The following is a 19,815-nucleotide window of genomic DNA, read 5'->3' as shown; positions in this document are numbered from 1 at the left end:
CAGGTAAAATGGCTTAACCTTATTTCCATGAAAAAGTTACTTAGTGGGGCCCTGGGTGTCATGCTTGGGACGGCGCTCGCGGGCTTGCCCGGGGCGGTGTTCGCGCAAGGCCGGCCGTCGCTGGTGAACACGCGCATCGGGACGCCGTTCGGGGCGAACGGGCACTCGTCCACGGTGGACGGGCGCATCTTCGTGGGCAACATCGGCGAGGACCACGCGACCACGACGACCACGTGGATTGCCCGTGTGTTCCGTCCGGAGGCGGTGACGTACGACTCGGCGGGCAAGCCGTCGTTCGCGGGCACCTTCTCCGCGGGGAAGACGGTGACCGTGCGCAACGGGGAGAACGCGCTGGCGTTCTGCTTCACCAACCCCGCCCAGCCCTACGCCCTGTCGAGCGGCGTCGCGGTGTACCAGCCGTTCCTCTTCGACTCGATGATGTTCAACGGGGACAACGTCTTCCGGCGGCGCACGACGGACATCCGCGTGTCCCAGCCCTTCACGACGGCGGCGGACATTGCATCGTTCAGCACCGGTCCGCTGGAGACGCTGCGCACCGTCACCGGCGCCACGATTCGCGGCATCGAGCCCACGATGACGTCCGACGGCCGGTTGATCATCTACCAGGGCGCGCCCGCGAACACCGGCGGCATCGACCACATGATGTACGCGTACAACCCCACGCCGTGCGCGGCCACGGGCTGGAGCAACCCGCGTCCGCTGTCGATGATGTTCAACGACACGAACGCTGGCGTGAAGAGCTACCCGCTGGCATGGAAGCGGCTGAAGGCGGCCACGGGCGAGGACTTCGGCGACACCACTTCCGGTGCACTGGTGCGCGGTGCCTACGCGTGGGTGGACCACGAGGGCCGCAACCTCGTCTACATCGCCGTCACGTACACGGACGGCGCGCGACGTGAGGCAGTGAGCCTGGTGGGCGCGGACACGAACTGGACCGCGTACCACATCGACGGGGCCATCAACACGGACCGCATGGACATCGCGCACCTCTTCTACTCGGGGCCCATGTGGAACTTCGAGCAGGAGCGCCTGCCCTCGCAGAGCTTCCCGCCCGGGCAGAGCAATGCCGCGCATTACCTGCCGGTGACGAAGACGCACGACGTGCTGGCCCTCTTCGGCAGCAACACCGCCGACTACAACGAGGTGGACCTGGGCGAGTTGATGGACCCCTTCCACCTGCTCTTCCTGCCCATGAACGAGCTCGTCACGCGCGCAGGAGCGTATGACCTCACGCGCACGCCGGACCTGTCCGGCCGCTTCTTCACGGGCACGTTGGTGGGGGGCGCCTCCATCTCGCCGGGCAACGCGCTGACGCGCTCCTCGCCGGACTCGCTGTGGCAGCCGCACGGCAAGGGCAAGGCGCTGGTGGTGCCTGGCGGGAGCGCGCTCGCGGTGAACCTGGCGGATCCATCCAGCACGGTGCCCGGCGTGGGCGCGTTCGTGCGTGGCCTGTCGGTGGAGTTCGCGGTGCGGCCGGACGCGGACATCCAGCAGGGGTGCACCACCGGCAATCCCTACCGCTACCTGATGCACAAGTCCGGCGGGCTGGACATCATCTACGAAGCCAGCAACCAGCCGCAGTTCTCCCTGGTCGTCAACGGCCAGCGCGTGCGACTGGGCGGCGGCCCGGTGCTGCCCGTGGGGCAGTGGAGCCACCTGGCCTATACGTGGGACGGCACCACCGGCGTCTTCCAGGAGTACCTCAACGGCGTGCCCACGAACCGCGCGCTGCCTGTCGCTCCGGGGACGGCCCGGCTGGGCACGGGGACGCTCTACATCGGCGCGGGCGCGAACCTGGACACACAGCGCTGCCCGGCGAACGGCGAGGGCTCGTTCCGGGGCGCCATCGACGAGGTGCGCATCTTCACGCACGCGCGCTCCAACCGGAGCATCTGCATGACCGCGCACGGCGCCAACTGCCGCGAGGAGGCCATCCAGCACACGCCCTCCGCGGGTCAGTTCGTGATGAGCTCCCAGGCTCCGGCGTGCAATGGCACCAGCGCGTTGAACTCGGCGGCGTGCCTGTCCGCGATGCACCGGGCCTGCGCGCAGCGGGGCGCGGGCGACGCCATGGCGAGCAGCACCAACACCTGGGACACCATCATGCAGCTCGTCAGCAACCGTCCGCCCATCTCGCTGGCGGGCGTGCCGGTGGCGTCCACGGCCACGGACCTGACGGTGGCGTGCGCGCCCATCCAGCATGAAAGCGTGGCCGTGACGTTCGAGGAGCTGACGCGTATCCACGCGGGCTGCACCGACGAGCGCGGCGTGACGAGCACCCACTGCACCGCCGCCGCGCACCGCTTCTGCAACGGCCAGGGCTGGACGACAGGGCAGGTGTTCGAGGTCACGTCCCGGCCGTGGGTGGGCTGCTTCAACTCCGGGCTCCGGACAGATGTGGAGAAGTCCGTGCTGGGGCCGGTGTCCAACCTGGGCGACTACACCGCCCCGGGTTCGCGCCTGGAGGTGAGCCAGTGGTGCCGCACGCAGGGCTACGGGGCGGGCGTCGTCCAGGAGATTCCCAGCGCCACCAAGGCCCACGTGCACTGCTTCCAGCCGGCCGTGACGGCGTCGTGGCGGTACCTGCCGTAAGGCATTGCGTGGCCTGACGGCCCCCGGGGTTTGGAATCAGACAGGCTTTGCTGCCATGGTGCGCCTGTTTGATTCCAGTTCCTTGCAGGGGGGCTGCCATGTCAGCGGTGCGCGGCGGTGGTCGGAACCGTTTCGTCCTGGGGCTGGTGTTGTGTCTGGGTTGGCTTTCGGGCTGCGCGGGCCCGGTGGCTCCGGCGGAGGAGGCCGCGGACCCGGGCGTGGCGCGGGCCGCCGTGACGGCGCCCACGTGGACGGTGGTGCGGGCCGGGCGGCTGCACTCGCTGGGGCTCCAGGCGGATGGCACCGTGTGGGCCTGGGGGCGCAACCGGTATGGCCAGCTGGGGAACAACACCACCACGGACCGACTGGCGCCCGTGAAGGTGACGGGGCTTACCGGCGTGGTGGTGGACATCGCCGCGGGCAATGAGCACTCGCTGGCCGTGAAGTCAGACGGCACCGTGTGGGCCTGGGGGCTCAACGACCTGGGACAGCTGGGGGACGGCTTCACCGATGATCAGCTCGCGCCCGCCCAGGTGCCGGGCATCATCGACGCGACGGCCGTCGCGGCGGGCACCTACCACTCGTTCGCGCGCCGCGCCTCCGGGGCTGTGTGGGCGTGGGGCCTCAATGGCGAAGGACAGCTGGGCACCGGCAACGCGGGCTATCGCGTGGTGCCCCACCAGGTGTCGCCCACGCCCTGAGAGTCAGGACCTTGGAGGCTCCCGCTGAAGTGGACCCAGCGGGGGCCTTCAGCGGCGGGAGGCGATGGCGCTCGCGCGGACCGCGTCCACGAGGTCCGCGTTGGTGAACGCCTTCCCCGCGATGCCCCAGCCGCCGTCCACGGCTTCGTGGAACAGCACCCAGGTGCGCTCGCGGATGTCCGCGTCGTCGGCCAGCTCGTGCACGATGTCGGTGAGGCCCGCGGCGATGCCCGAGCGCTGCTCCTGGTTCAGTGACTTCGCGGGCGTGAGCACCTGGATGCGGACCACGCCCGCACCCTTGCCGCCGGACGTGGTCCGCCTCCGCGGCAATACGTTCAGGAACGCGCCGGTGTTCGCGACCGCGTAGGGGATGCCCGACACCTTCTCCCATTGGAGGAGGCAGTCCGTCGCCCGCTTCAGCAGCACGGCCTCGTTCGCGGGGGAGAAGAGTCCGTCGGAAGCGGTGATGTCGATCATCGGCATGGGCGGGGGTCCTCGTTCAGTATGATGGTTGTCATAGTCGTGCCCCAGAACTAATTAAGACGCTCGTCATAGTCAATGGGGACCGATGGCCCGGCGAACGAAGAAGCAGGAGGAGGCGGCTGCGGTCGCGTCCGAAAGGACCCCGCGGGAGCGGATGGTGTACGCGGCCGCCGCGCTCCTCAGCGAGCGGGGCCTGGCGGGCACGTCGTTCTCGGAGGTCATCGAGCGCAGTGGTGCGCCCCGGGGTTCCATCTACCACCACTTCCCGGATGGGAAGGACGCGCTCGCGGCGGAGGCCATCGCGCTGGTGGGAGAGCGCGTGCTCACGGCATTGAGAGAAGGTGAGGGCGCGACCCCGGCGCAGGTGGTGCAGCGCTTCTTCGAGGCCTGGCGCAAGGTGCTGGTGAAGACCGACTGTCAGGCGGGCTGCGCCATCGCGGCGGTGGCGAACGAGCGGCTCGCGCACCCTGAGCTGGGCGCGCGCGCGGCGAAGGTCTTCATTTCCTGGGAGCGCGAGCTGGAGGCGCGGCTCGCCACGGCGGGATTGCCGAAGGCGAAGGCGGCCAGCGCGGCGTCCCTCATCCTGGCCTCGGTGGAGGGCGCGTTGATCCTCTGCCGCGCCCGCCGAGACATCGCGCCGTTCGACGCCATCCGCGACGCGCTGGTGTCCTTCGTGGACGCCTGACGCCCGGCCTCAGGTGTGGTGGAGGAGGGTCTCGAAGACCATCAGGTTGAGCCCCACGCCCACCAGCCCCACCACCGCCACGGCCAGCAGGGCGGTGGACACGCGGCGCCGGAAGGACGCCTCCTTCGCCATGCTCCGGATGAGCGGGATGTTCACCACGATGCTGGTGAGGCTGGAGAGGATGACGCCGTTGACGCCCGTGACCGCGGAAATCTCGTTGTGGCTGATGAGCGTGGCGGCCGAGGCGATGGACGACGCGCTCGACAGGAAGCCCCCCAGGATGCTGACGAAGTAGAAGCTCCCGGACCCGAAGTTGCGCTGCGCCAGCGCGCCCGCGACGTTGAGCGCCAGGAACACGCCGCCGAACTTGAGGGCCGCCATCAGGCGGAAGGGCGACTCCAGCGCCAGGCGGGGCGTGCCCTCCGTGGACGCCTGCACGGGAGAGCGGCGCCACAGCACCGCGCTCACCAGCAGCATGAACGTGAACGGGATGGCGCAGTGCACGGCGGCCTGCGAGGCGAAGATGATGACGATGAGGCCATTGCGCAGCAGCATCGCGACGGTGGCCAGGAGGATGCCCCGGTAGGCGGAAGGAAGCAGCGGCGCGCCCACCTCCTTCAGGCGCGTGGCCAGCTCCACGATGACCTTGCGGCTGTTCACCAGCCCGCCGAAGAACGCGGTGACCTCCATGCCCTTGGGCCCCAGCGTCTTCAGGAGCATGTAGTTCACGAAGCCCACCGCCGCGATGATGATGACGCTGGCCCAGTTGGACTGGGGCTCGATGAGGCCCCATGGGTCCACCGGGTGCGCGGGCAGCACGGGGAACACGACGAACGTCAGCACCGCGAGCAGGACGGCGGAGCGCAGCTCCTTGTCGGACAATCCGCCCACGAAGCCCACGATGGACTGCTTCCAGGCGAGCAGCGCCGTCGTCAGCACGCCCACGACGATGGGCGTGAACGTGTGGCCCATACCGCACAGGATGCCGCAGAAGGCCACCACCATCAGGGCGGTGGACGTGGTGAGCGCCAGGCGCTGGTGGAGCATCAGCTCCCGGACGTTCATCAGCAGCACCAGCAGCGTGACGAAGCCCGCAGACACCAACGCGAAGGACTGACCGGTGAGCCCGCCCAGACAGCCCATCAGCGCGGTGAGCGCGAACGTGCGCACGCCCGTCTTGCGGCTGTGCTCTCGCTCCAGGCCAATGAAGAGGCCAATGGCGATGGCCAGCCCCACCCGGGTCATCACCGGCGCCATGGGCCATTGCGACGCCTGGGCAATGAGGGGGGGCAGCTCTGCGGGTGCATCCATGGGGCGCTCCAGTCTCTCAGGCCTCACGGCCAGCGAAGACGACTGGACCGCGCGCCCCGGTGCCTGCGGGAGCGACCCTTCCTAATGTCGGAGACGATGGTTCCTGTCAACGCATCCGCCCGGCGAGCACGCGAGGTGCTCGCGAGGGGGCGGCCGCCTGCCGGACGCCAGGCGCTAGATGCGCTCGATGATGGTGGCGATGCCCTGGCCGCCACCGATGCACATGGTGATGAGCGCCGTCTGCTTGCCCGTTCGCTCCAGCTCATCCAGGGCGGTGCCCAGGAGCATCGCGCCCGTGGCGCCCAGCGGGTGGCCCAGCGCGATGGAGCCGCCGTTGACGTTCACCCGGTCCGGGTCGATGCCCAGCGCGCGCGTCGTCTGGAGGACCACGGCGGCGAAGGCCTCGTTGATCTCCCACAGGTCGATGTCACCGGCCTTCATCCCGGCCATGCGCAGGGCCTTCTCGCTCACGGGCGCGGGGGCGGTGAGCATGAGGAGCGGCTCGGTGCCCAGCGTCGCCATGGCGCGGATGCGGGCGCGGGGCTTGAGCCCCTTCTCCTTCACGTAGCGCTCGGACGCCAACGCCACCACGGCGGCCCCGTCCACGATGCCGCTGGAGTTGCCCGCGGTGTGCACGTGCTGGATGCGCTTCGCCTGCGGATACGCGGCAAGCGCGATGCCATCCAGCGTCTCGCCGTTCGGGCCCACGGCCGTCCCACCCATGGCGACGAACGCGGGCTTGAGCGCGGCCAGGCCCTGCGCGGTGGTGTCCGGGCGAGGGTACTCGTCGCGCTCCAGCAGCACGGCGCCGGTGGCCGGGTCCTTCACGGCGAAGAGGGCCTTGGCGAAGCGGTTCTCCTCGATGGCGCGGGCCGCCTGTCGCTGCGAGCGCAGGGCCCACGCGTCCACGTCCTCGCGGGTGATGCCCTCCAGCGTCGCGATGAGGTCCGCGCTGATGCCCTGGGGCACCTGGTAGACGCGCTCGCGCAGTCGCACGTTGCCGCCGTCCTGGCCGCCGCCGTCCGCGCCCAGCGACAGGTGCGACATGCTCTCCACGCCGCCCGTCACCACGAAGTCCATGGCGCCGGAGGCGACACCCATGGCGCCGAAGTTCACCGCCTGGAGCCCGGAGCCGCAGAAGCGGTTGAGCGACACGGCGGACACCTCCTGCGGCCACCCCGCCGCGAGCACTGCGTTGCGAGCGATGTTCGCGCCCTGCTCATTCACCTGCGACACGCACCCCGCGATGACGTCGCCCACCTCCCGAGCATCCCAGCCGCTGCGCCGCTGGAGCGCGTTGAGCGTCTGGGCGAGCAGCTCCTGCGGATGCAGTCCGGTCAGGGCCCCCTTGCCCATCTTCCCGCGCCCACGCGGGGTCCGGACGGCGTCGATGATGTAGCTGGCGGTCATGTGCGGCTCCTTTGATTTTGAATGTAATATTATCGGCGTAATTTGTAAGTCAAGGCGACCTGGGGTGGGAGCCCACGGGGGGCGTGCAACTTCTGGAGCCCTGGACGCCAGGGGCGACAGTGTTGATGAGCTGGAAGTCCACGGCGACCGGGGCAGACAGCGCGGCAGGAGGCTCGCTACAAGGCCATGAGCGTCCCGACCTCCCCGGGCGCGTGCGGCACACCTTGGGGAGTCGGCGGATACCTTGACGCCTCCACAGCGGCTGGTCCTGGGAATCGCCGTGCTCGCCTCGCTCGTCACGTTCCTGGACGGGGCGATCATCAACGTCGCGCTGCCCGCGATGGTGCGGGACCTGGGCGGTGGGCTCAGCCTCCAGCAGTGGGTGGTGGATGCCTACCTCATCACGCTGGGCTCGCTGATGCTGGCCGCGGGCTCACTGTCGGATGTGTTTGGGCGCAAGCGCATCCTGCGGTTGGGGCTGTTGGGCTTCGGGGCCACATCGCTCCTGTGCGCGGTGGCTCCGACGGGCGCGGTGCTCATCCTCGCGCGTGCGTTGCAGGGGGCCACGGGCGCGCTCCTGGTGCCGGGCTCGCTGGCGCTCATCCTGTCCTTCTTCTCCGGCCCCGAACAGGCGAAGGCCATTGGTGCGTGGACCGGCTGGACGGGCGGGGCGTTCATCGCGGGGCCGCTGGTCGGCGGACTGCTGGTGGACACGGTGGGCTGGCGTTGGATCTTCGCCATCAACGTGCTGCCCATCGGGCTGACGCTGGCGCTGCTCGCGCGCATGGAGGAGCCCACCCGCCCGGAAGGCGCGCGCATCGACGTGTTGGGGGCCGTGCTCGCGTGCGTGGGATTGGGCGGTCCCGTCTACGCGCTGATTGAGCAGGGGACGGTGGGCTGGGCGCATCCCACGGTGCTGGCGTCGTTGGGCGTGGGCGTGCCGGCGTTCATCGCGTTCCTCTGGCAGGAGCGGCGGTCGCCACACCCGATGATGCCCCTGGGCCTCTTCCGAGTGCGGAACTTCTGGGTGGGCAACCTGGCCACGACGTTCATCTACGGAGCGCTGGCGCTGAGCCAGTTCCTCATCACGCTGTTCCTCCAGCAGGTGGGAGGCTTTCGCGCGACGATGGCGGGGCTGGTGCTGCTGCCGACGACGATCATCATGTTGCTGCTGTCGTCGACGTTCGGTGGGCTCGCGGGCCGGTTCGGGCCGCGCCTGTTCATGGCGGTGGGCCCGTGTGTCGCGGGCGCCGGGTTCCTGCTCATGCTTCGCGTCGGCACGCCGCTGGACTTCTGGACGCAGATGCTGCCGGGCGTGCTGGTGTTCGGGCTGGGGCTGACGACGACGGTGGCGCCGTTGACGGCGGCGGTGCTCGGGTCCGTGCACAAGGCGCAGGCGGGCATCGGCTCGGCCATCAACAACGCCATCGCCCGGGTCGCGGGGCTCATCGCCATCGCGTTCGCGGGGCTCATCGTGGGCCCGCGACTGGACGTCGCGGGCTTCCACCGGGCGATGCTCGTCTCCGCCGTGCTGCTGGTGCTGGGCGGAGTCACCTCCGCCCTGGGCATCCGCAATCCTTCGCGGGAGGCCTGAGCGCGTCAGTCCTCGGAAGGCTGGAGGGAGAAGTACACGGCTTCGGTCCCCAGGTTGAAGGTGTCCCCGTCCGCGATCTTCTGGCGCTTGATGCGCTGGTGGTTGATCCAGGTCCCGTTGGACGAGCCCAGGTCCTCGATGAAGTAGTCAGCGCCATCGCGCACGACGATGGCGTGCTCTCGGGAGACCCTGCCGGACTTCACGACGAGGCTGCACTGCGGGCCGCGTCCCAGCGTGAAGCGCTCCACGTCCACCCGCGTGGCGGGACCATCCGGGCTCAGCCGCACGAACAGGTCCATGCGCGCGGGGGCCCGTGCGGCGGGCTTGCGGCCCCGGTTGGACTCCGGGGGCGCGGCGTCCTCGGGCTCGGAGGGACGGAGCACACGGCCCTGCTTGCGGGCGGCGGGGGCCTTCGCGGCCGGAGGCGCCACGAAGGGCAGGTCCTGCTCCTCGGATTCGTTGGAGCCCGAGTCCTGCTCTTCGTCCTCGGCGGGCGCGGCGGCCTGCTCGGCATCTTCGCCGGATGCGGCTGCTTGTGCGGCGGCCTCATCGTCCGCGTCGTCTTTCTCGGAGCCCGTGGCCTCCTCTCCCGTCTTGGCCTCTTCGGGCTCGGAGTCGTCGTCCTCGTCGGCGCCGGGGCGTTCCTCGGAGCCGATCGCCGCTGCGATGTCGGCCGCGGATGCGTCGTCCTCCTCGGAGGACTGCGACTCGTCATCGTCGTCCGAGCCCGCGGCGGCCGCCGCCTCGGATGCGCTCTCGTCGTCCGAGGATTCGTCAGCCGCGTTGTCGTCAGACTCCTCGTCGTCCGAGTCCTCTTCCTCGGACTCCTCGTCGTCCGAAGATTCGTCGTCGGACTCCTCGTCGTCCGAGGATTCGTCAGCCGCTTCGTCGTCGGACTCCTCGTCGTCCGAGGATTCGTCAGCCGCTTCGTCGTCGGACTCCTCGTCGTCTGAGTCCTCATCGGAGTCGGATTCTTCCTCCTCGTCCGCCTCCTCCTCCTCGTCGGACGCCACCGGCACGTCTCGGGGCTGCGAGACCGCATCCACCGCCGCGAGGACCTCCTGCATGCGCGCCCGCGCGTGAGCGGCCTCGTCCACGGAGGACTGTGCCTTCACGGGTTCGGACACCGCTGCCGCGGCAGGAGCGGCGGCCACGTTCTCCTTCGCGGGGACGACGGCAGCCGCAGGGACAGCAACAGCTGCTGGGACGACGGCAGCCGCGGGGACAGCAACAGCCACGGGGCGCTCCGCCACACGCACCACGGGCTCAGGGGCACGGGCCGCCGGAGCCCGCACGGGCTCACCCGCGTCCGTCGCCCCGAGCGCCACGGGCGTGGGCGCCACGTACCCGTTCTGTCTCGCGAGCATGAACAGCGCCTGCGCGACCAGGGCATTCCGGTCCACGCCCAGGTCGTGGCTCATCTGCTCCAGCGCCCGCCACAGGGGCTCCGCGACCTCGATGGTTTCACGAATCCGATTCATGCCTAGCTGCCCCTCAGATTGCTCTGCCACGGAGAGACATTGTCCGGGTCATTGAGCCAATAGAACATCGCTTGCGTCTCCGCGTACTGCCGCTCCGCGATGGACACCAGGTTCGGGTGCAGGTCGCCCAGCGCCACGCCTTCGAAGAGGAATCCCTGGCCGGGCTTCGTCGCGCTGGAATTGCCCCGGAACTTGCGGTCCCGGCTCTGCCACAGTCGCTGCGAGGCCTGTCCCGCGGCCTGTCCGTAACCCGCCGGCGGCGCGATGCGCGTGGGCATCTTGAACGTCGTCTCGCCGCACGACCACAGCAGCCACGACAGCGCGCTCCAGTCCCCGCGCAGCATCAGCGTCAGGTCCGCGAACCCCATCTCCAGGTTGAGCGTCTCGTCGATCTCCACCTGCTCGTCCTCGCCCAACTCCATCTCTTCCTGCTTCAGTTCCACGGGCCCATTACCCAGCAGGCCCGACAGGTCCGGCGGTAGCCAGGACACCGCCGCGCCGGGCTTGTACCGCTGGAGCAGCGCGCCGCGAATCGCCTGGAGCCGCGTGGCGTACTTGCGCACCAGCTGCTGGATGGCCTCCAGGGACTGGGCGGGCTTCTCCGGCAGGCCGTCGTAGGTGCAGCTCGGAGGCTCCTGTCCCGCCCAGAAGTCGAACCGGGGGAACAACGCCCGCGCGTACGTGGCCAGGAACCGGGCGGTGTCCGGCTCCGCTTCCGCGAGTCCCTCCGCGTCCTTCTGCACCTGATCCGCCACGCCCAGGTTCAACAGGATGAGGCCGCGCGTGAACAGGTACGCCTTGCGCTCCGGCGCGAGCAGCATCGCCGCGTGCAGGAAGTCCAGCGCCGCGCGAGGCCGGTCCGTCTGGTCCAGCAGCACCGCGTAGCCCCGCAGCAGCGTGGCCGCCTCACCGCCGCGCATGAGCGCGTCCGCCATGGGGGCCCACGCCTGTCCCGCATTTCCCACCACGCTGTCCGCGACCTGTCGAGCCGAGTCCTGTGTGCGAGGCAGCGTCAGCTCCTCCAGGCCTTGCTTCAGCGGCTGGACGTCCAGCGACGTGGCGCACGCACGTGCCGTGGCCAGCAGGGCCTCACGGTAGCGCCGGTCCGCGCGGGCCTCCTTCGCTAGCTCGCGCCAACCTTCCGCGCTCCGGGGGAGGTTGGAGAACACCGGCGAGCGCGCCAGCGTCTGCTCATCCATGGCCAGGCCCAGGTCTCGCTTGAGCACCACCGCCCGCTGCGCGTCCATCAGGGCCCACTCGCCGCACGCGAAGTCGCCCTCCGCCCGGCCCTCCTCGAAGTGGACGCGGAAGTCCGCGTAGGTGTCCTCCGCGCGCGACCAGTAGCGCCCGTGCCGCCGTCCGTTGTCGAACTCGGCCTCCCAGAGCAGCTGTCCCTGCGCGTCCCAGAAGCGGGTGAGGCCGTGGCGCTCGCGGTCCGCGTTGAGCGTGACCTTGGCCCACTGGTTCAAGTCCTCGCGCAGCTCCGCGTCCTCGGGCAGGTGGGCCGGACGGGTGGGGTAGGGCTCGCCGGTGGAGGGCACCACGCGCTGGCCGTCGCCGTTGAAGTGCTCCACCTGCCGCACGGTGCCGCGGTCGTAGTGCATCACCGTCTTGCGCACGCGCTCGCTCACGCCGCCTTCGTGCATGCGCTCGGAGGTGAAGCCGTCGGAGGCAATCCAGGTGCGGGGGCCGTGGAGCTGGCCCTGCTCGAAGGCGCCCTCCTGGGACACCGCGCCGTCCTCGTGGAATCGCCTGAATGGGCCGTGCGGATTGCCCTGCACCATGATGCATTCGTTGCAGAGGGTGCCGTCGGCGCGCCAGTACCGCCACGTGCCGTGCGGCCGGCCCTTGGCGTCCTTCGGGCCGAAGGACCACTCCTCGTCACCGTCGTCCCAGATGGCGCCTTCGGGGACTCCGGTGGGGAGCTCGCCCGCCTCGGTCCGCTCGCGGTTCGTCTTGCGGCGCTCCTCCTCGGAGACGTCCACGGCTCGCAGCGCGACCAGCAGCCGGTCCAGCGCCTCGGGGGACAGCGCCTCGGAGACGCGGCGGACTTCCAGGCCGTCCTTGAACGCGACGATGGTGGGGTACGCGTCGATGCCCAGCGGCTCGGCCACGGCTTCGTGGGCCTCCGCATCGAGCCGGGCGAAGGTGATGTCCGGGAACCGCGCGGCGGCCTCGGAGAAGACCGGAGCGAACTCATGGCAGGGTTCACACCACGGCGCCCAGAAGTCCACGACGCACATGCCGGGCTTCTGGGTGACTGCTTCGAAATCCTCCGGGGTCAATTCGACCGGTACGCCTGCCAACGGGAACTCCTGCTCAAGGGGAGAGGCAGATAAGAGGGGCGCCGGGGGCGCGCGTCAACCGGCGCGTCACGGGGAGTCCGGCTTCCGTCCAGCCCGGACGGGCACGGAGGGTGCGTCCGCGAGCAGCAGGGGGCGGGACATGGAACGATGACCGGATGCGGCCCACCCTCGTGGTCATCAACGGTGAACAGTACTGGCAGCGCTACTTCCCGGAATACGAGGTCGTCTTCCGCAGGCTTCAGGAGTGTTCCTGGGTCCTGCGCGGTGGCGACCTCTGGTGCGTCAACCGCGAGTCCGCGACACGGCTGGACGGCGTGCTCTGGCGCGTGGGCGCCATCCGCCCGGACCCCAGGCACCGTGCGACGCTGGAGCTCATCCGCCTGAGCGGTGTGCCCTGCTCCAACCCGGCGTCCGTGCTGGCGCGCTGTCACGACCGGTTGTCGATGCTGGCGGAGATGCGTGAGGCGGGGCTGCCGGTCATTCCGTTCGACGCCGCGCTCGGCGACGACATGCTGCGCCGGCTGGAGCGGCCCGTGCCGTTCGTCGTCAAGGTTGGCAATCACCACGCGGGGCTGGGCAAGGCGCTGGTGCGCGACGCTGGGGCGTGGCCGGAGATCGCGGACCTCCTCTTCGCCGCGGACGACTACGCGGTCGTCGAGCCCTTCATTGACTACGAGCGCGACGTCCGCTGCCTCGCGGTGGGCGAGCGCATGTGGGCGATGACGCGGGCGAGCGCGGGTTGGAAGGCCAATGTCGACACGCGCAAGTACCAGGTCATCGACCCGCCGCCGGAGCTCGCGGAGCACACGCGCCGGGCCATGCGGCATCTGGGCGCGGACGTGCTGGGCCTGGACTTCCTCCAGGCGAAGGACGGCGCCTACACGCTGCTGGAATGCAATGACACGCCAGGCCTGTCCGGCTTCCCGGAGGAGCTGCGGGAGGACGTCGCGGAGTGTCTGCGTGTCCGGATGCGCCAGCGCTGAGGGGAGCGCAGCGACGCCGCCACGACGGACTGGAAGGGCGTGAAGAACAGCGACACGCGCGTGGTCACGGTGAAATGAGTCTCAGGCCGCGAACTTCCAGTGCTGCATGCGGAAGTAGAACTGGAACCCCGCGTCCTTCAGCGCGGTCATGCGCTCCGGCAGTCCGTCGTCCTCCCAGACGATGCCCAGGCACTGTAGGTCGATCTTCGCGAAGTCGATGACGTGCGTGTTGAAGTCCCAGGGGTCCAATCCCAGGCACTCGCCCACGTCCCGGAGCATCACCGGGTCGTGGGAGTCGTGCAGGAGCGTCACGATGATCCGCGCGCCCTCACGCGTGTGCTCGTAGGCGCGCGCGGAGTATTCGAGGAAGGGCACCAGGCTCTGACGGAAGGGCCCGATGGCGATGACGCCCGCGACGATGGGAGAGAGCTCCGGCATGGGGCTAGCCGTTCGGTTGGAAGAAGAACTCGAAACCCGCGTCCCGCAGGCGCAGGAAGCACTCCAGCCGGTGCTCCTCGCCGGGGTACAGGAACCGCCGCACCGCCTCCACGTCCACACGCCATGGGTCGAGCGCGTGGGTGTTGAAGTCCCACGCCTCCGCTCCCATGCATCCCGCCAGCTTCCGGCTGCGCGAGCTGCCCTCCGGCGCCAGGAACACGGAGACGACGATGATGGCCCCGTCGCGGGTGTTCCGATGCCACGCTTCCGGCTGCTGGAGGAAGGGCACCAGCTCGCGGCGGAACGGACCGATGCCCAGGACCTCTCCGTACATGCCCATGCGTCCGAACCTTCCGTGTGTCAGGCCCCGGCGGACGGCCGCGTCCCGCGAGCCTGACCGGGGCTTTTGCTACCGTCGCCCCTCACACCCCGAGGCCGCGCCATGACCTTCTCCGTCCGCACCGCCAACCTGCGCACGCTCAACTCGCTGACGAAGTACCCGTCCATTCCGACGTACCACACGCTGGGAGACAAGGGCCGGCTGGCCGAACCCGCCATCGCGTTCGACGGGCCCGTGGTCGGCACGGAGAAGGTGGACGGCACCAACGCGCGCATCGTGTTCCTGCCGGACGGCACGTACCTGCTCGGCAGCCGCGAGGAGCTGCTCTACGCGAGCGGTGACCTCATCGGGAACCCGGCCCTGGGCATCGTGGAGCACCTGCGCCCGGTGGCGGACGCCCTGCGCGGGAAGCGGCTCGACGCGGGCGGCATCACCGTCGTCTTCGGCGAGGTGTACGGCGGCAACGTCACCGCCCACAGCAAGCAGTACACGGGCGAGAAGCGCGTGGGCTACCGCGTCTTCGACGTGGTTCGTCTCACCGACTACGAGACGCCGCTCACCTGGTCCGCGGAGCAGCTCTCCGGCTGGCGCGAATCCGGAGGCCAGCCCTTCGTGACCGAGGACGCGCTCATGGCCTTCACCCGCGAGCACAGCCTGGAGACCACGCCGCGCATCCTCGAAGAGGACGGCGCCGCGATGCCGAAGGACCTGGAGGGAGCGTTCGCCTGGCTGCGCTCGCACGCGCCCGCGACCCGGTGCGCGTTGGATGCAGGGGCAGGGCAGCATCCGGAGGGAATCGTCGTCCGCACCCGCGACCGGCGCACCATCGCGAAGCTGCGTTACGAGGACTACGAGCGCACGCTGCGTGCGAAGCGCTGAAAAGCAAGAAGGCGGCGGTGTCTCCGTTCACCGCCGCCTCCATCCGAGCCACGCATTCAGTTGCGATGCGGCTCGGCGATATTCGTGTGGCCTGTTGCGGATGAGGTCCAACCGCACCCCGAAGTTTCCCGCGATGTCCGTACCCATTGCGTCTGGCGTGCCAGCCTCCGGCCTGCCGAGCCCTCCCTGATTCCAGGGGTTTGTGTCCCACGCTGAGGGCTGCCCCTGGTGACTGCGGTCCTGGGCCTGATGACGGCCGTCACCAGGCAGGCGGGCGGGGCTGACGCGTCGCGGAAGGATGTTCGGAGCGGGCGAGGGCCGGCGGTAGACTCGCGAATCAGGTCACGGCCCATGACGAAGAGAGAAACCGGAAGGCGAAACACAGGCACCGGCAACTCGGACTCCGTGCGCTCGGGCGCGGGGACGGGCCGGGGCTCGGGATATGGAACGGGTCCTCGTCCGCGCCGCGCGGAGGACGTCCCGCCCGTTCCCCAGGTGGGCCGCTACCTGCTGCTGCGCAAGCTGGGGCAGGGCGGCATGGGCGTGGTGTACGCCGCCTATGACCCGGACCTGGACCGCAAGATTGCCCTGAAGCTGCTGCATCCGAACGCCAACCACGACAACGAGGAGGCGCGGTCCCGGCTCTTGCGCGAAGCGCAGGCCATGGCGCGCGTCTCCCATCCCAACGTCATCCCCGTCTTCGACGTGGGCATGTGGGGCGACCAGGTCTTCGTCGCCATGGAGCTGGTGGAAGGCGGCACGCTGGGCTCGTGGCTGAAGGAGGCGAAGCCTTCCTGGCGGGAAGTGCTGGAGCGCTACCTCCAGGCGGGCAGGGGACTGCAGGCCGCGCACTCGGCGGGGCTGGTGCACCGCGACTTCAAGCCCGCCAACGTGCTGGTGAGCCACGCGGGCCGCGTCTACGTGACGGACTTCGGCCTGGCGCGGCAGGTGGGCGACGGGCCGGACGCCCCGGTTTCACCGGAGGAGGCGCAGGTCCTGGAGTCCTCGGACCGGCGCATGCTGGACACCACGCTCACCGAAGCGGGCCTGCTGGTGGGCACGCCCAACTACATGTCCCCGGAGCAGTTCCGGGGCACGCAGCTGGACGCGCGCACGGATCAGTTCAGCTTCTGCGCGGCGCTCTACGGCGCGCTCTACGGCACGCGCCCCTTCGACCCGGGCAGCATCAAGGCCTACGCGTCCGCCAGCCGGAGCGCGGAGTTGGAGGAGGCCACCGGCACGCAGTCCCTGGGCGGCACGCAGTCGCTGAACGCCGCGCCCGCGAAGGCGATCCCCGTCATCGCGCCGCCGCCCGTGCTCATCCGCGAGCCCCCGCGCGACGCGAAGGTGCCCGGTTGGGTGCGGCAGGCGGTGCTGCGCGGGCTGGCGCTGGACGTGGACGCGCGCTTCCCGTCCATGCAGGCCCTGCTGGACGCGCTCTCCCAGGAGCAGCGCCTCGGGCAGCGCAAGCGCTGGCTGGGAGCGGCGGGCGCCATGACCACCGCGCTCGCGGTGGCGGGCGGCGTGGCATGGCAGCAGTCCCAGGTGTGCGTGGACGCGGGCGCGCTGATGGACAGCGTGTGGACGCCGGACGCGAAGGCGAAGCTGGAGTCCGCCTTCCGCGCCACCGGGAAGCCCTTCGCGGAAGGCATGGCCGTCCGCGCCGTGCAGGTGCTGGGGCAGTACGCGGACGCGTGGAAGCACCAGCGCGTCCAGGCGTGCGAGGACGCGCGCGTGAGCGGCGTGAAGCCGGAGGAGCAACTGGACCGGCAGGTGGTGTGCCTGGAGCGCCGCCGCAAGGACCTGCGCGCCACGGTGGACCTGCTCGCGAGCGCGGACGCCGCCATGGTGGTGAAGTCCGTGGACATGGTGCATGCGCTGCCCGCGCTGCATGAGTGCGAGGACGTGGAGGGACTGGCTGAGCAGCAGCGCCGCCCCTCCGACCCCGCCCTGCGCGGCACCATTGAAGCGCTGGAGGATCAGCTGGCGGAGGTGCGCGCGCAGGTGGACGCGGGCCGCTACCCGGCGGCGCTCACGGCGGTGAAGGCGCTGGAGGCGCCGGTGGAGAAGACGGGCTACCTGCCGCTGAAGGCGGAGATGCGCTTCCACCTGGGCTGGCTCCAGGAGCAGACGGGCCAGTCGCCGGAAGCGTCCCGCCTGCTGTCGCGCGCCGTGTTCGACGCGGAGGCGGGCCGGGCGGACCGGCTGAAGGTCGCCATCCTCAACAAGCTCCTCTACGTGGAGGACGGCCAGAAGCACTACGACCCGGCGGCGAACTGGGGCGAGCTGGCGGAGGCCACCCTCCAGCGGCTGGGCGGTGAGCCCGCGCTGGAAGCAGACGTGAAGGTGAACCAGGCCAACCTCGCCATGTCCCAGGGCCACATGGAGGAGGCCCGCAAGCGGCTGACGGAGGCGAGCGCCCTCTACGACAAGGCGCTGCCACCCGAGCACCCCAAGCGCGCGCGGGCGCTCTTCCTCCTGGGCCGGCTGGTGCTGGGCACCGGCGACGCGAAGGGGGCGGTGCCGCTCCTGGAGGCGTCGCTCGCGAAGACCCAGGCGGCGGTGGGCCCGGTGCATCCAGACATGGCCAACCGGCACGGCCTGGTGTCCCTGGCCCTGCGAGGCGCCAGCCAGCCCGAGCGCGCCCTGCCGCATGCCCAGGCGGTGGTGGACCTCTACAAGACCCTGCACGGCGAGAAGAGCGCGCAGGTGGCGGAGGCGCTGGACGAGCTGGGCATGTGCCAGCTGGGGATGAAGCGCTACGACGACGCGCTGAAGACCTACGAGCAGGCCGTGGCCCTCAAGCGCGAGCAGCTGCCCGAGGGCGACGAGGGACTCCAGCCGTCCTACGACGGCGTGGGCCAGGCGCTGCTGGGCCTGGGCCGGGCGCGAGACTCCGTGGCGCCGCTCCAGCTGGCGGTGTCCTTCGCGTCCGCGCCCCCGGATGCGCTGGCGGAGTCCGGCTTCGCGCTGGCGCGGGCGCTGTACCAGACGGGCCAGTCTCCGGAGGCGCTGGCGGAGGCCCGGGGCGAGGCCACCCGCGCCCGCGAGCGCTTCAGCGAGTCCGGGATGGACGAGCGCGTGGGCGAGGTGGACTCGTGGCTGGAGACCCTGCCCAAGGACTCCCCGCGTCCACCTGCCCGCAAGCCTTCTCGCGGCCGGCGCAGGTAGGACGTCACGCACGGCTGCTGGCGACCGTGGCGGGGCGTGCTACCGTCCCCCGCCGTGTCGCTGCCCCCAGACGAGGACGAGGAGCTCCTGGATGCCACGGCCACCCTGCAGCGGGGCCGGGCGGGACAGGTGCGGATGGTGCTCCGGGTGCTTTCCGGCGCGGAAGCCGGCAAGGCCCACCCGCTCAAACAGGGGACGTACACAGTGGGAAAGGCCCCCACGTGTGACATCGTCCTCACCGACAAGGCCGTCTCCCGCCAGCACCTGAAGCTGGAGGTGCACGCCGAGCACGTCGTCGCCACGGACCTGGGCTCGCACAACGGCTCGTTCGTGGAGGGCCTGCGCTTCACCGCCATGGAGCTGCGCCCCGGCAGCGTCATCACCCTGGGCACCACCGAGCTGAAGCTGGTGCCGGAGGACACGCGCGAGCGCTCACTGCCCCTGTCCTCGCGGGACCGCTTCGGCGCGCTCGTGGGCACAAGCCGCAAGATGCGCGAGGCCTTCACCGTGCTGGAGCGCCTGGCGCCCGGCGGCGCGGACGTGCTCATCCACGGCGAGACGGGCACGGGCAAGGACCTGTGCGCGGAGGCCATCCACCAGCTGAGCCCGCGCGCCAAGGGCCCCTTCGTCATCGTGGACCTGGCGGGCGTGCCCTCCACCCTCATCGAGTCCGAGCTCTTCGGCCACGTGAAGGGCTCCTTCACCGGCGCCCAGGGCGACCGCGCCGGTGCCTTCGAGCGCGCGCAGAACGGCACCGTCTTCCTGGATGAGATTGGCGAGCTGCCCCTGGACCTGCAGCCGCGCCTGTTGCGCGTGCTGGAGCGCCGGCAGGTGAAGCGCGTGGGCGGCAACGACTACTTCACGGTGAACGTGCGCGTGGTGGCCGCCTCGCACGTGAACCTGGAGCAGGCCGTCCAGCAGGGGAAGTTCCGCCGCGACCTCTTCCACCGGCTCGCCGTGCTGCGCGTGACGCTGCCCGCGCTGCGTGAGCGTCCGGAGGACATCCCGCTCCTCATCGACCACATGCTCAAGCTGATGGGCCGGCAGCCGGGCGCGCTGTCGGATCAGACGCGCGCGCTGCTCATGCAGTACCCCTGGCCCGGCAACGTGCGCGAGCTGCGCAACGTGGTGGAACAGGTCGTCAACCTGGGCGAGGAGGCCCTTCCGGACCTGGAGGCGCCCCAGGGCGCGGACGGCCGCAAGGGTCCGGATCTGGACCTGCCTTTCAAGGAAGCAAAAGAACACCTCATCGAAGTGTTCGAACGTGACTACCTGAAGAACCTCATCGAGCGCTGCGAAGGCAACATTTCCAGGGCTTCTCGCGAAGCTGATATCGACCGTGTCTACCTCCGGAAACTCCTGCGCAAGCACGGGTTGGATCCATCCGGGGAGCCTTAACACGGGGCGGCATCACAGGTAG

The 19,815-nt window shown here is 70.2% G+C and carries 15 protein-coding genes; 8 read left to right on the top strand and 7 right to left on the bottom strand.

Features of this window, described 5'->3' with window-relative positions; genetic code table 11:
* Positions 1–60 precede the first annotated feature (60 nt).
* Together GTZ93_RS29820 and GTZ93_RS29815 are read left to right on the top strand one after the other, a co-directional pair.
* Positions 61–2,613, top strand: a complete 2,553-nt coding sequence (locus GTZ93_RS29820) for a LamG domain-containing protein (RefSeq protein WP_257979081.1) — start codon at positions 61–63, stop codon at positions 2,611–2,613.
* 98 nt (positions 2,614–2,711) lie between these two features.
* Positions 2,712–3,314 (top strand): RCC1 domain-containing protein, encoded by a 603-nt coding sequence (locus tag GTZ93_RS29815; protein ID WP_139916989.1) that lies wholly within the window; start codon positions 2,712–2,714, stop codon positions 3,312–3,314.
* Between the two features lie 48 nt (positions 3,315–3,362).
* Here GTZ93_RS29815 and GTZ93_RS29810 read toward each other — a convergent pair whose 3' ends face one another.
* Positions 3,363–3,797 (bottom strand): tautomerase family protein, encoded by a 435-nt coding sequence (locus GTZ93_RS29810; RefSeq protein WP_139916987.1) that lies wholly within the window; start codon positions 3,795–3,797, stop codon positions 3,363–3,365.
* An 85-nt stretch (positions 3,798–3,882) separates the two neighbouring features.
* Between GTZ93_RS29810 and GTZ93_RS29805 the strand changes: the two genes are divergently transcribed.
* Positions 3,883–4,482, top strand: coding sequence for a TetR/AcrR family transcriptional regulator (locus tag GTZ93_RS29805; RefSeq protein WP_233596997.1), 600 nt, complete (start codon positions 3,883–3,885; stop codon positions 4,480–4,482).
* Between the two features lie 9 nt (positions 4,483–4,491).
* Here the strand turns inward: GTZ93_RS29805 and GTZ93_RS29800 are convergent, their stop codons facing one another.
* Together GTZ93_RS29800 and GTZ93_RS29795 are read right to left on the bottom strand one after the other, a co-directional pair.
* On the bottom strand, positions 4,492–5,793 hold the full coding sequence (locus GTZ93_RS29800; RefSeq protein WP_139916982.1) for an MgtC/SapB family protein: 1,302 nt from the start codon (positions 5,791–5,793) through the stop codon (positions 4,492–4,494).
* Positions 5,794–5,967: 174 nt separating this feature from the next.
* Positions 5,968–7,203, bottom strand: coding sequence for an acetyl-CoA C-acetyltransferase (locus GTZ93_RS29795; protein ID WP_139916980.1), 1,236 nt, complete (start codon positions 7,201–7,203; stop codon positions 5,968–5,970).
* 244 nt (positions 7,204–7,447) lie between these two features.
* On the opposite strand from GTZ93_RS29795, the gene GTZ93_RS29790 reads away from it, so the two are divergent.
* Complete coding sequence (locus GTZ93_RS29790) at positions 7,448–8,797, top strand: MFS transporter (protein WP_167548477.1); 1,350 nt, start codon at positions 7,448–7,450, stop codon at positions 8,795–8,797.
* Positions 8,798–8,802: 5 nt separating this feature from the next.
* Here the strand turns inward: GTZ93_RS29790 and GTZ93_RS29785 are convergent, their stop codons facing one another.
* Positions 8,803–10,278 (bottom strand): FHA domain-containing protein, encoded by a 1,476-nt coding sequence (locus GTZ93_RS29785; protein WP_139916979.1) that lies wholly within the window; start codon positions 10,276–10,278, stop codon positions 8,803–8,805.
* 2 nt (positions 10,279–10,280) lie between these two features.
* The gene (locus GTZ93_RS29780) at positions 10,281–12,584 is read right to left on the bottom strand and encodes a thioredoxin family protein (protein WP_139916977.1); all 2,304 of its coding nucleotides are present in this window, start codon (positions 12,582–12,584) and stop codon (positions 10,281–10,283) included.
* 155 nt (positions 12,585–12,739) lie between these two features.
* Between GTZ93_RS29780 and GTZ93_RS29775 the strand changes: the two genes are divergently transcribed.
* On the top strand, positions 12,740–13,567 hold the full coding sequence (locus GTZ93_RS29775) for an ATP-grasp domain-containing protein (RefSeq protein WP_120576988.1): 828 nt from the start codon (positions 12,740–12,742) through the stop codon (positions 13,565–13,567).
* A gap of 81 nt (positions 13,568–13,648) precedes the next feature.
* Here the strand turns inward: GTZ93_RS29775 and GTZ93_RS29770 are convergent, their stop codons facing one another.
* Both GTZ93_RS29770 and GTZ93_RS29765 read right to left on the bottom strand, forming a co-directional pair.
* A complete protein-coding gene (locus tag GTZ93_RS29770; protein WP_139916975.1) occupies positions 13,649–14,005 on the bottom strand; it encodes a hypothetical protein in 357 nt (118 codons plus the stop codon).
* Positions 14,006–14,009: 4 nt separating this feature from the next.
* Entirely contained in the window at positions 14,010–14,345 is a 336-nt protein-coding gene (locus tag GTZ93_RS29765; RefSeq protein ID WP_139916974.1) for a hypothetical protein, read from the bottom strand.
* A gap of 102 nt (positions 14,346–14,447) precedes the next feature.
* Between GTZ93_RS29765 and GTZ93_RS29760 the strand changes: the two genes are divergently transcribed.
* From GTZ93_RS29760 to GTZ93_RS29750, 3 genes are all read left to right on the top strand, one after another.
* Positions 14,448–15,224, top strand: a complete 777-nt coding sequence (locus tag GTZ93_RS29760) for an RNA ligase family protein (RefSeq protein WP_139916972.1) — start codon at positions 14,448–14,450, stop codon at positions 15,222–15,224.
* 351 nt (positions 15,225–15,575) lie between these two features.
* On the top strand, positions 15,576–18,395 hold the full coding sequence (locus tag GTZ93_RS29755) for a protein kinase domain-containing protein (RefSeq protein ID WP_139916971.1): 2,820 nt from the start codon (positions 15,576–15,578) through the stop codon (positions 18,393–18,395).
* A 135-nt stretch (positions 18,396–18,530) separates the two neighbouring features.
* Positions 18,531–19,793 (top strand): sigma 54-interacting transcriptional regulator, encoded by a 1,263-nt coding sequence (locus GTZ93_RS29750; protein ID WP_254360881.1) that lies wholly within the window; start codon positions 18,531–18,533, stop codon positions 19,791–19,793.
* The last annotated feature ends 22 nt before the right edge of the window (positions 19,794–19,815 follow it).

The organism is Corallococcus exiguus (genome assembly GCF_009909105.1).
Classification (GTDB): Bacteria; Myxococcota; Myxococcia; order Myxococcales; family Myxococcaceae; genus Corallococcus; species Corallococcus exiguus.
The sequence above is the reverse complement of the archived record's forward strand: the minus strand, read 5'-3'. Positions and strand labels throughout refer to the sequence as shown.

What these genes read in the sequence shown, in the direction of transcription:
- GTZ93_RS29820 (WP_257979081.1), top strand. Translation starts at nt 61, where the DNA reads ATGCTTGGGACGGCGCTCGCGGGCTTGCCCGGGGCGGTGTTCGCGCAA.
- GTZ93_RS29815 (WP_139916989.1), top strand. Translation starts at nt 2,712, where the DNA reads ATGTCAGCGGTGCGCGGCGGTGGTCGGAACCGTTTCGTCCTGGGGCTG.
- GTZ93_RS29810 (WP_139916987.1), bottom strand. Translation starts at nt 3,797, where the DNA reads ATGCCGATGATCGACATCACCGCTTCCGACGGACTCTTCTCCCCCGCG.
- GTZ93_RS29805 (WP_233596997.1), top strand. Translation starts at nt 3,883, where the DNA reads ATGGCCCGGCGAACGAAGAAGCAGGAGGAGGCGGCTGCGGTCGCGTCC.
- GTZ93_RS29800 (WP_139916982.1), bottom strand. Translation starts at nt 5,793, where the DNA reads ATGGATGCACCCGCAGAGCTGCCCCCCCTCATTGCCCAGGCGTCGCAA.
- GTZ93_RS29795 (WP_139916980.1), bottom strand. Translation starts at nt 7,203, where the DNA reads ATGACCGCCAGCTACATCATCGACGCCGTCCGGACCCCGCGTGGGCGC.
- GTZ93_RS29785 (WP_139916979.1), bottom strand. Translation starts at nt 10,278, where the DNA reads ATGAATCGGATTCGTGAAACCATCGAGGTCGCGGAGCCCCTGTGGCGG.
- GTZ93_RS29775 (WP_120576988.1), top strand. Translation starts at nt 12,740, where the DNA reads ATGCGGCCCACCCTCGTGGTCATCAACGGTGAACAGTACTGGCAGCGC.
- GTZ93_RS29770 (WP_139916975.1), bottom strand. Translation starts at nt 14,005, where the DNA reads ATGCCGGAGCTCTCTCCCATCGTCGCGGGCGTCATCGCCATCGGGCCC.
- GTZ93_RS29765 (WP_139916974.1), bottom strand. Translation starts at nt 14,345, where the DNA reads ATGGGCATGTACGGAGAGGTCCTGGGCATCGGTCCGTTCCGCCGCGAG.
- GTZ93_RS29760 (WP_139916972.1), top strand. Translation starts at nt 14,448, where the DNA reads ATGACCTTCTCCGTCCGCACCGCCAACCTGCGCACGCTCAACTCGCTG.
- GTZ93_RS29755 (WP_139916971.1), top strand. Translation starts at nt 15,576, where the DNA reads ATGACGAAGAGAGAAACCGGAAGGCGAAACACAGGCACCGGCAACTCG.
- GTZ93_RS29750 (WP_254360881.1), top strand. Translation starts at nt 18,531, where the DNA reads ATGGTGCTCCGGGTGCTTTCCGGCGCGGAAGCCGGCAAGGCCCACCCG.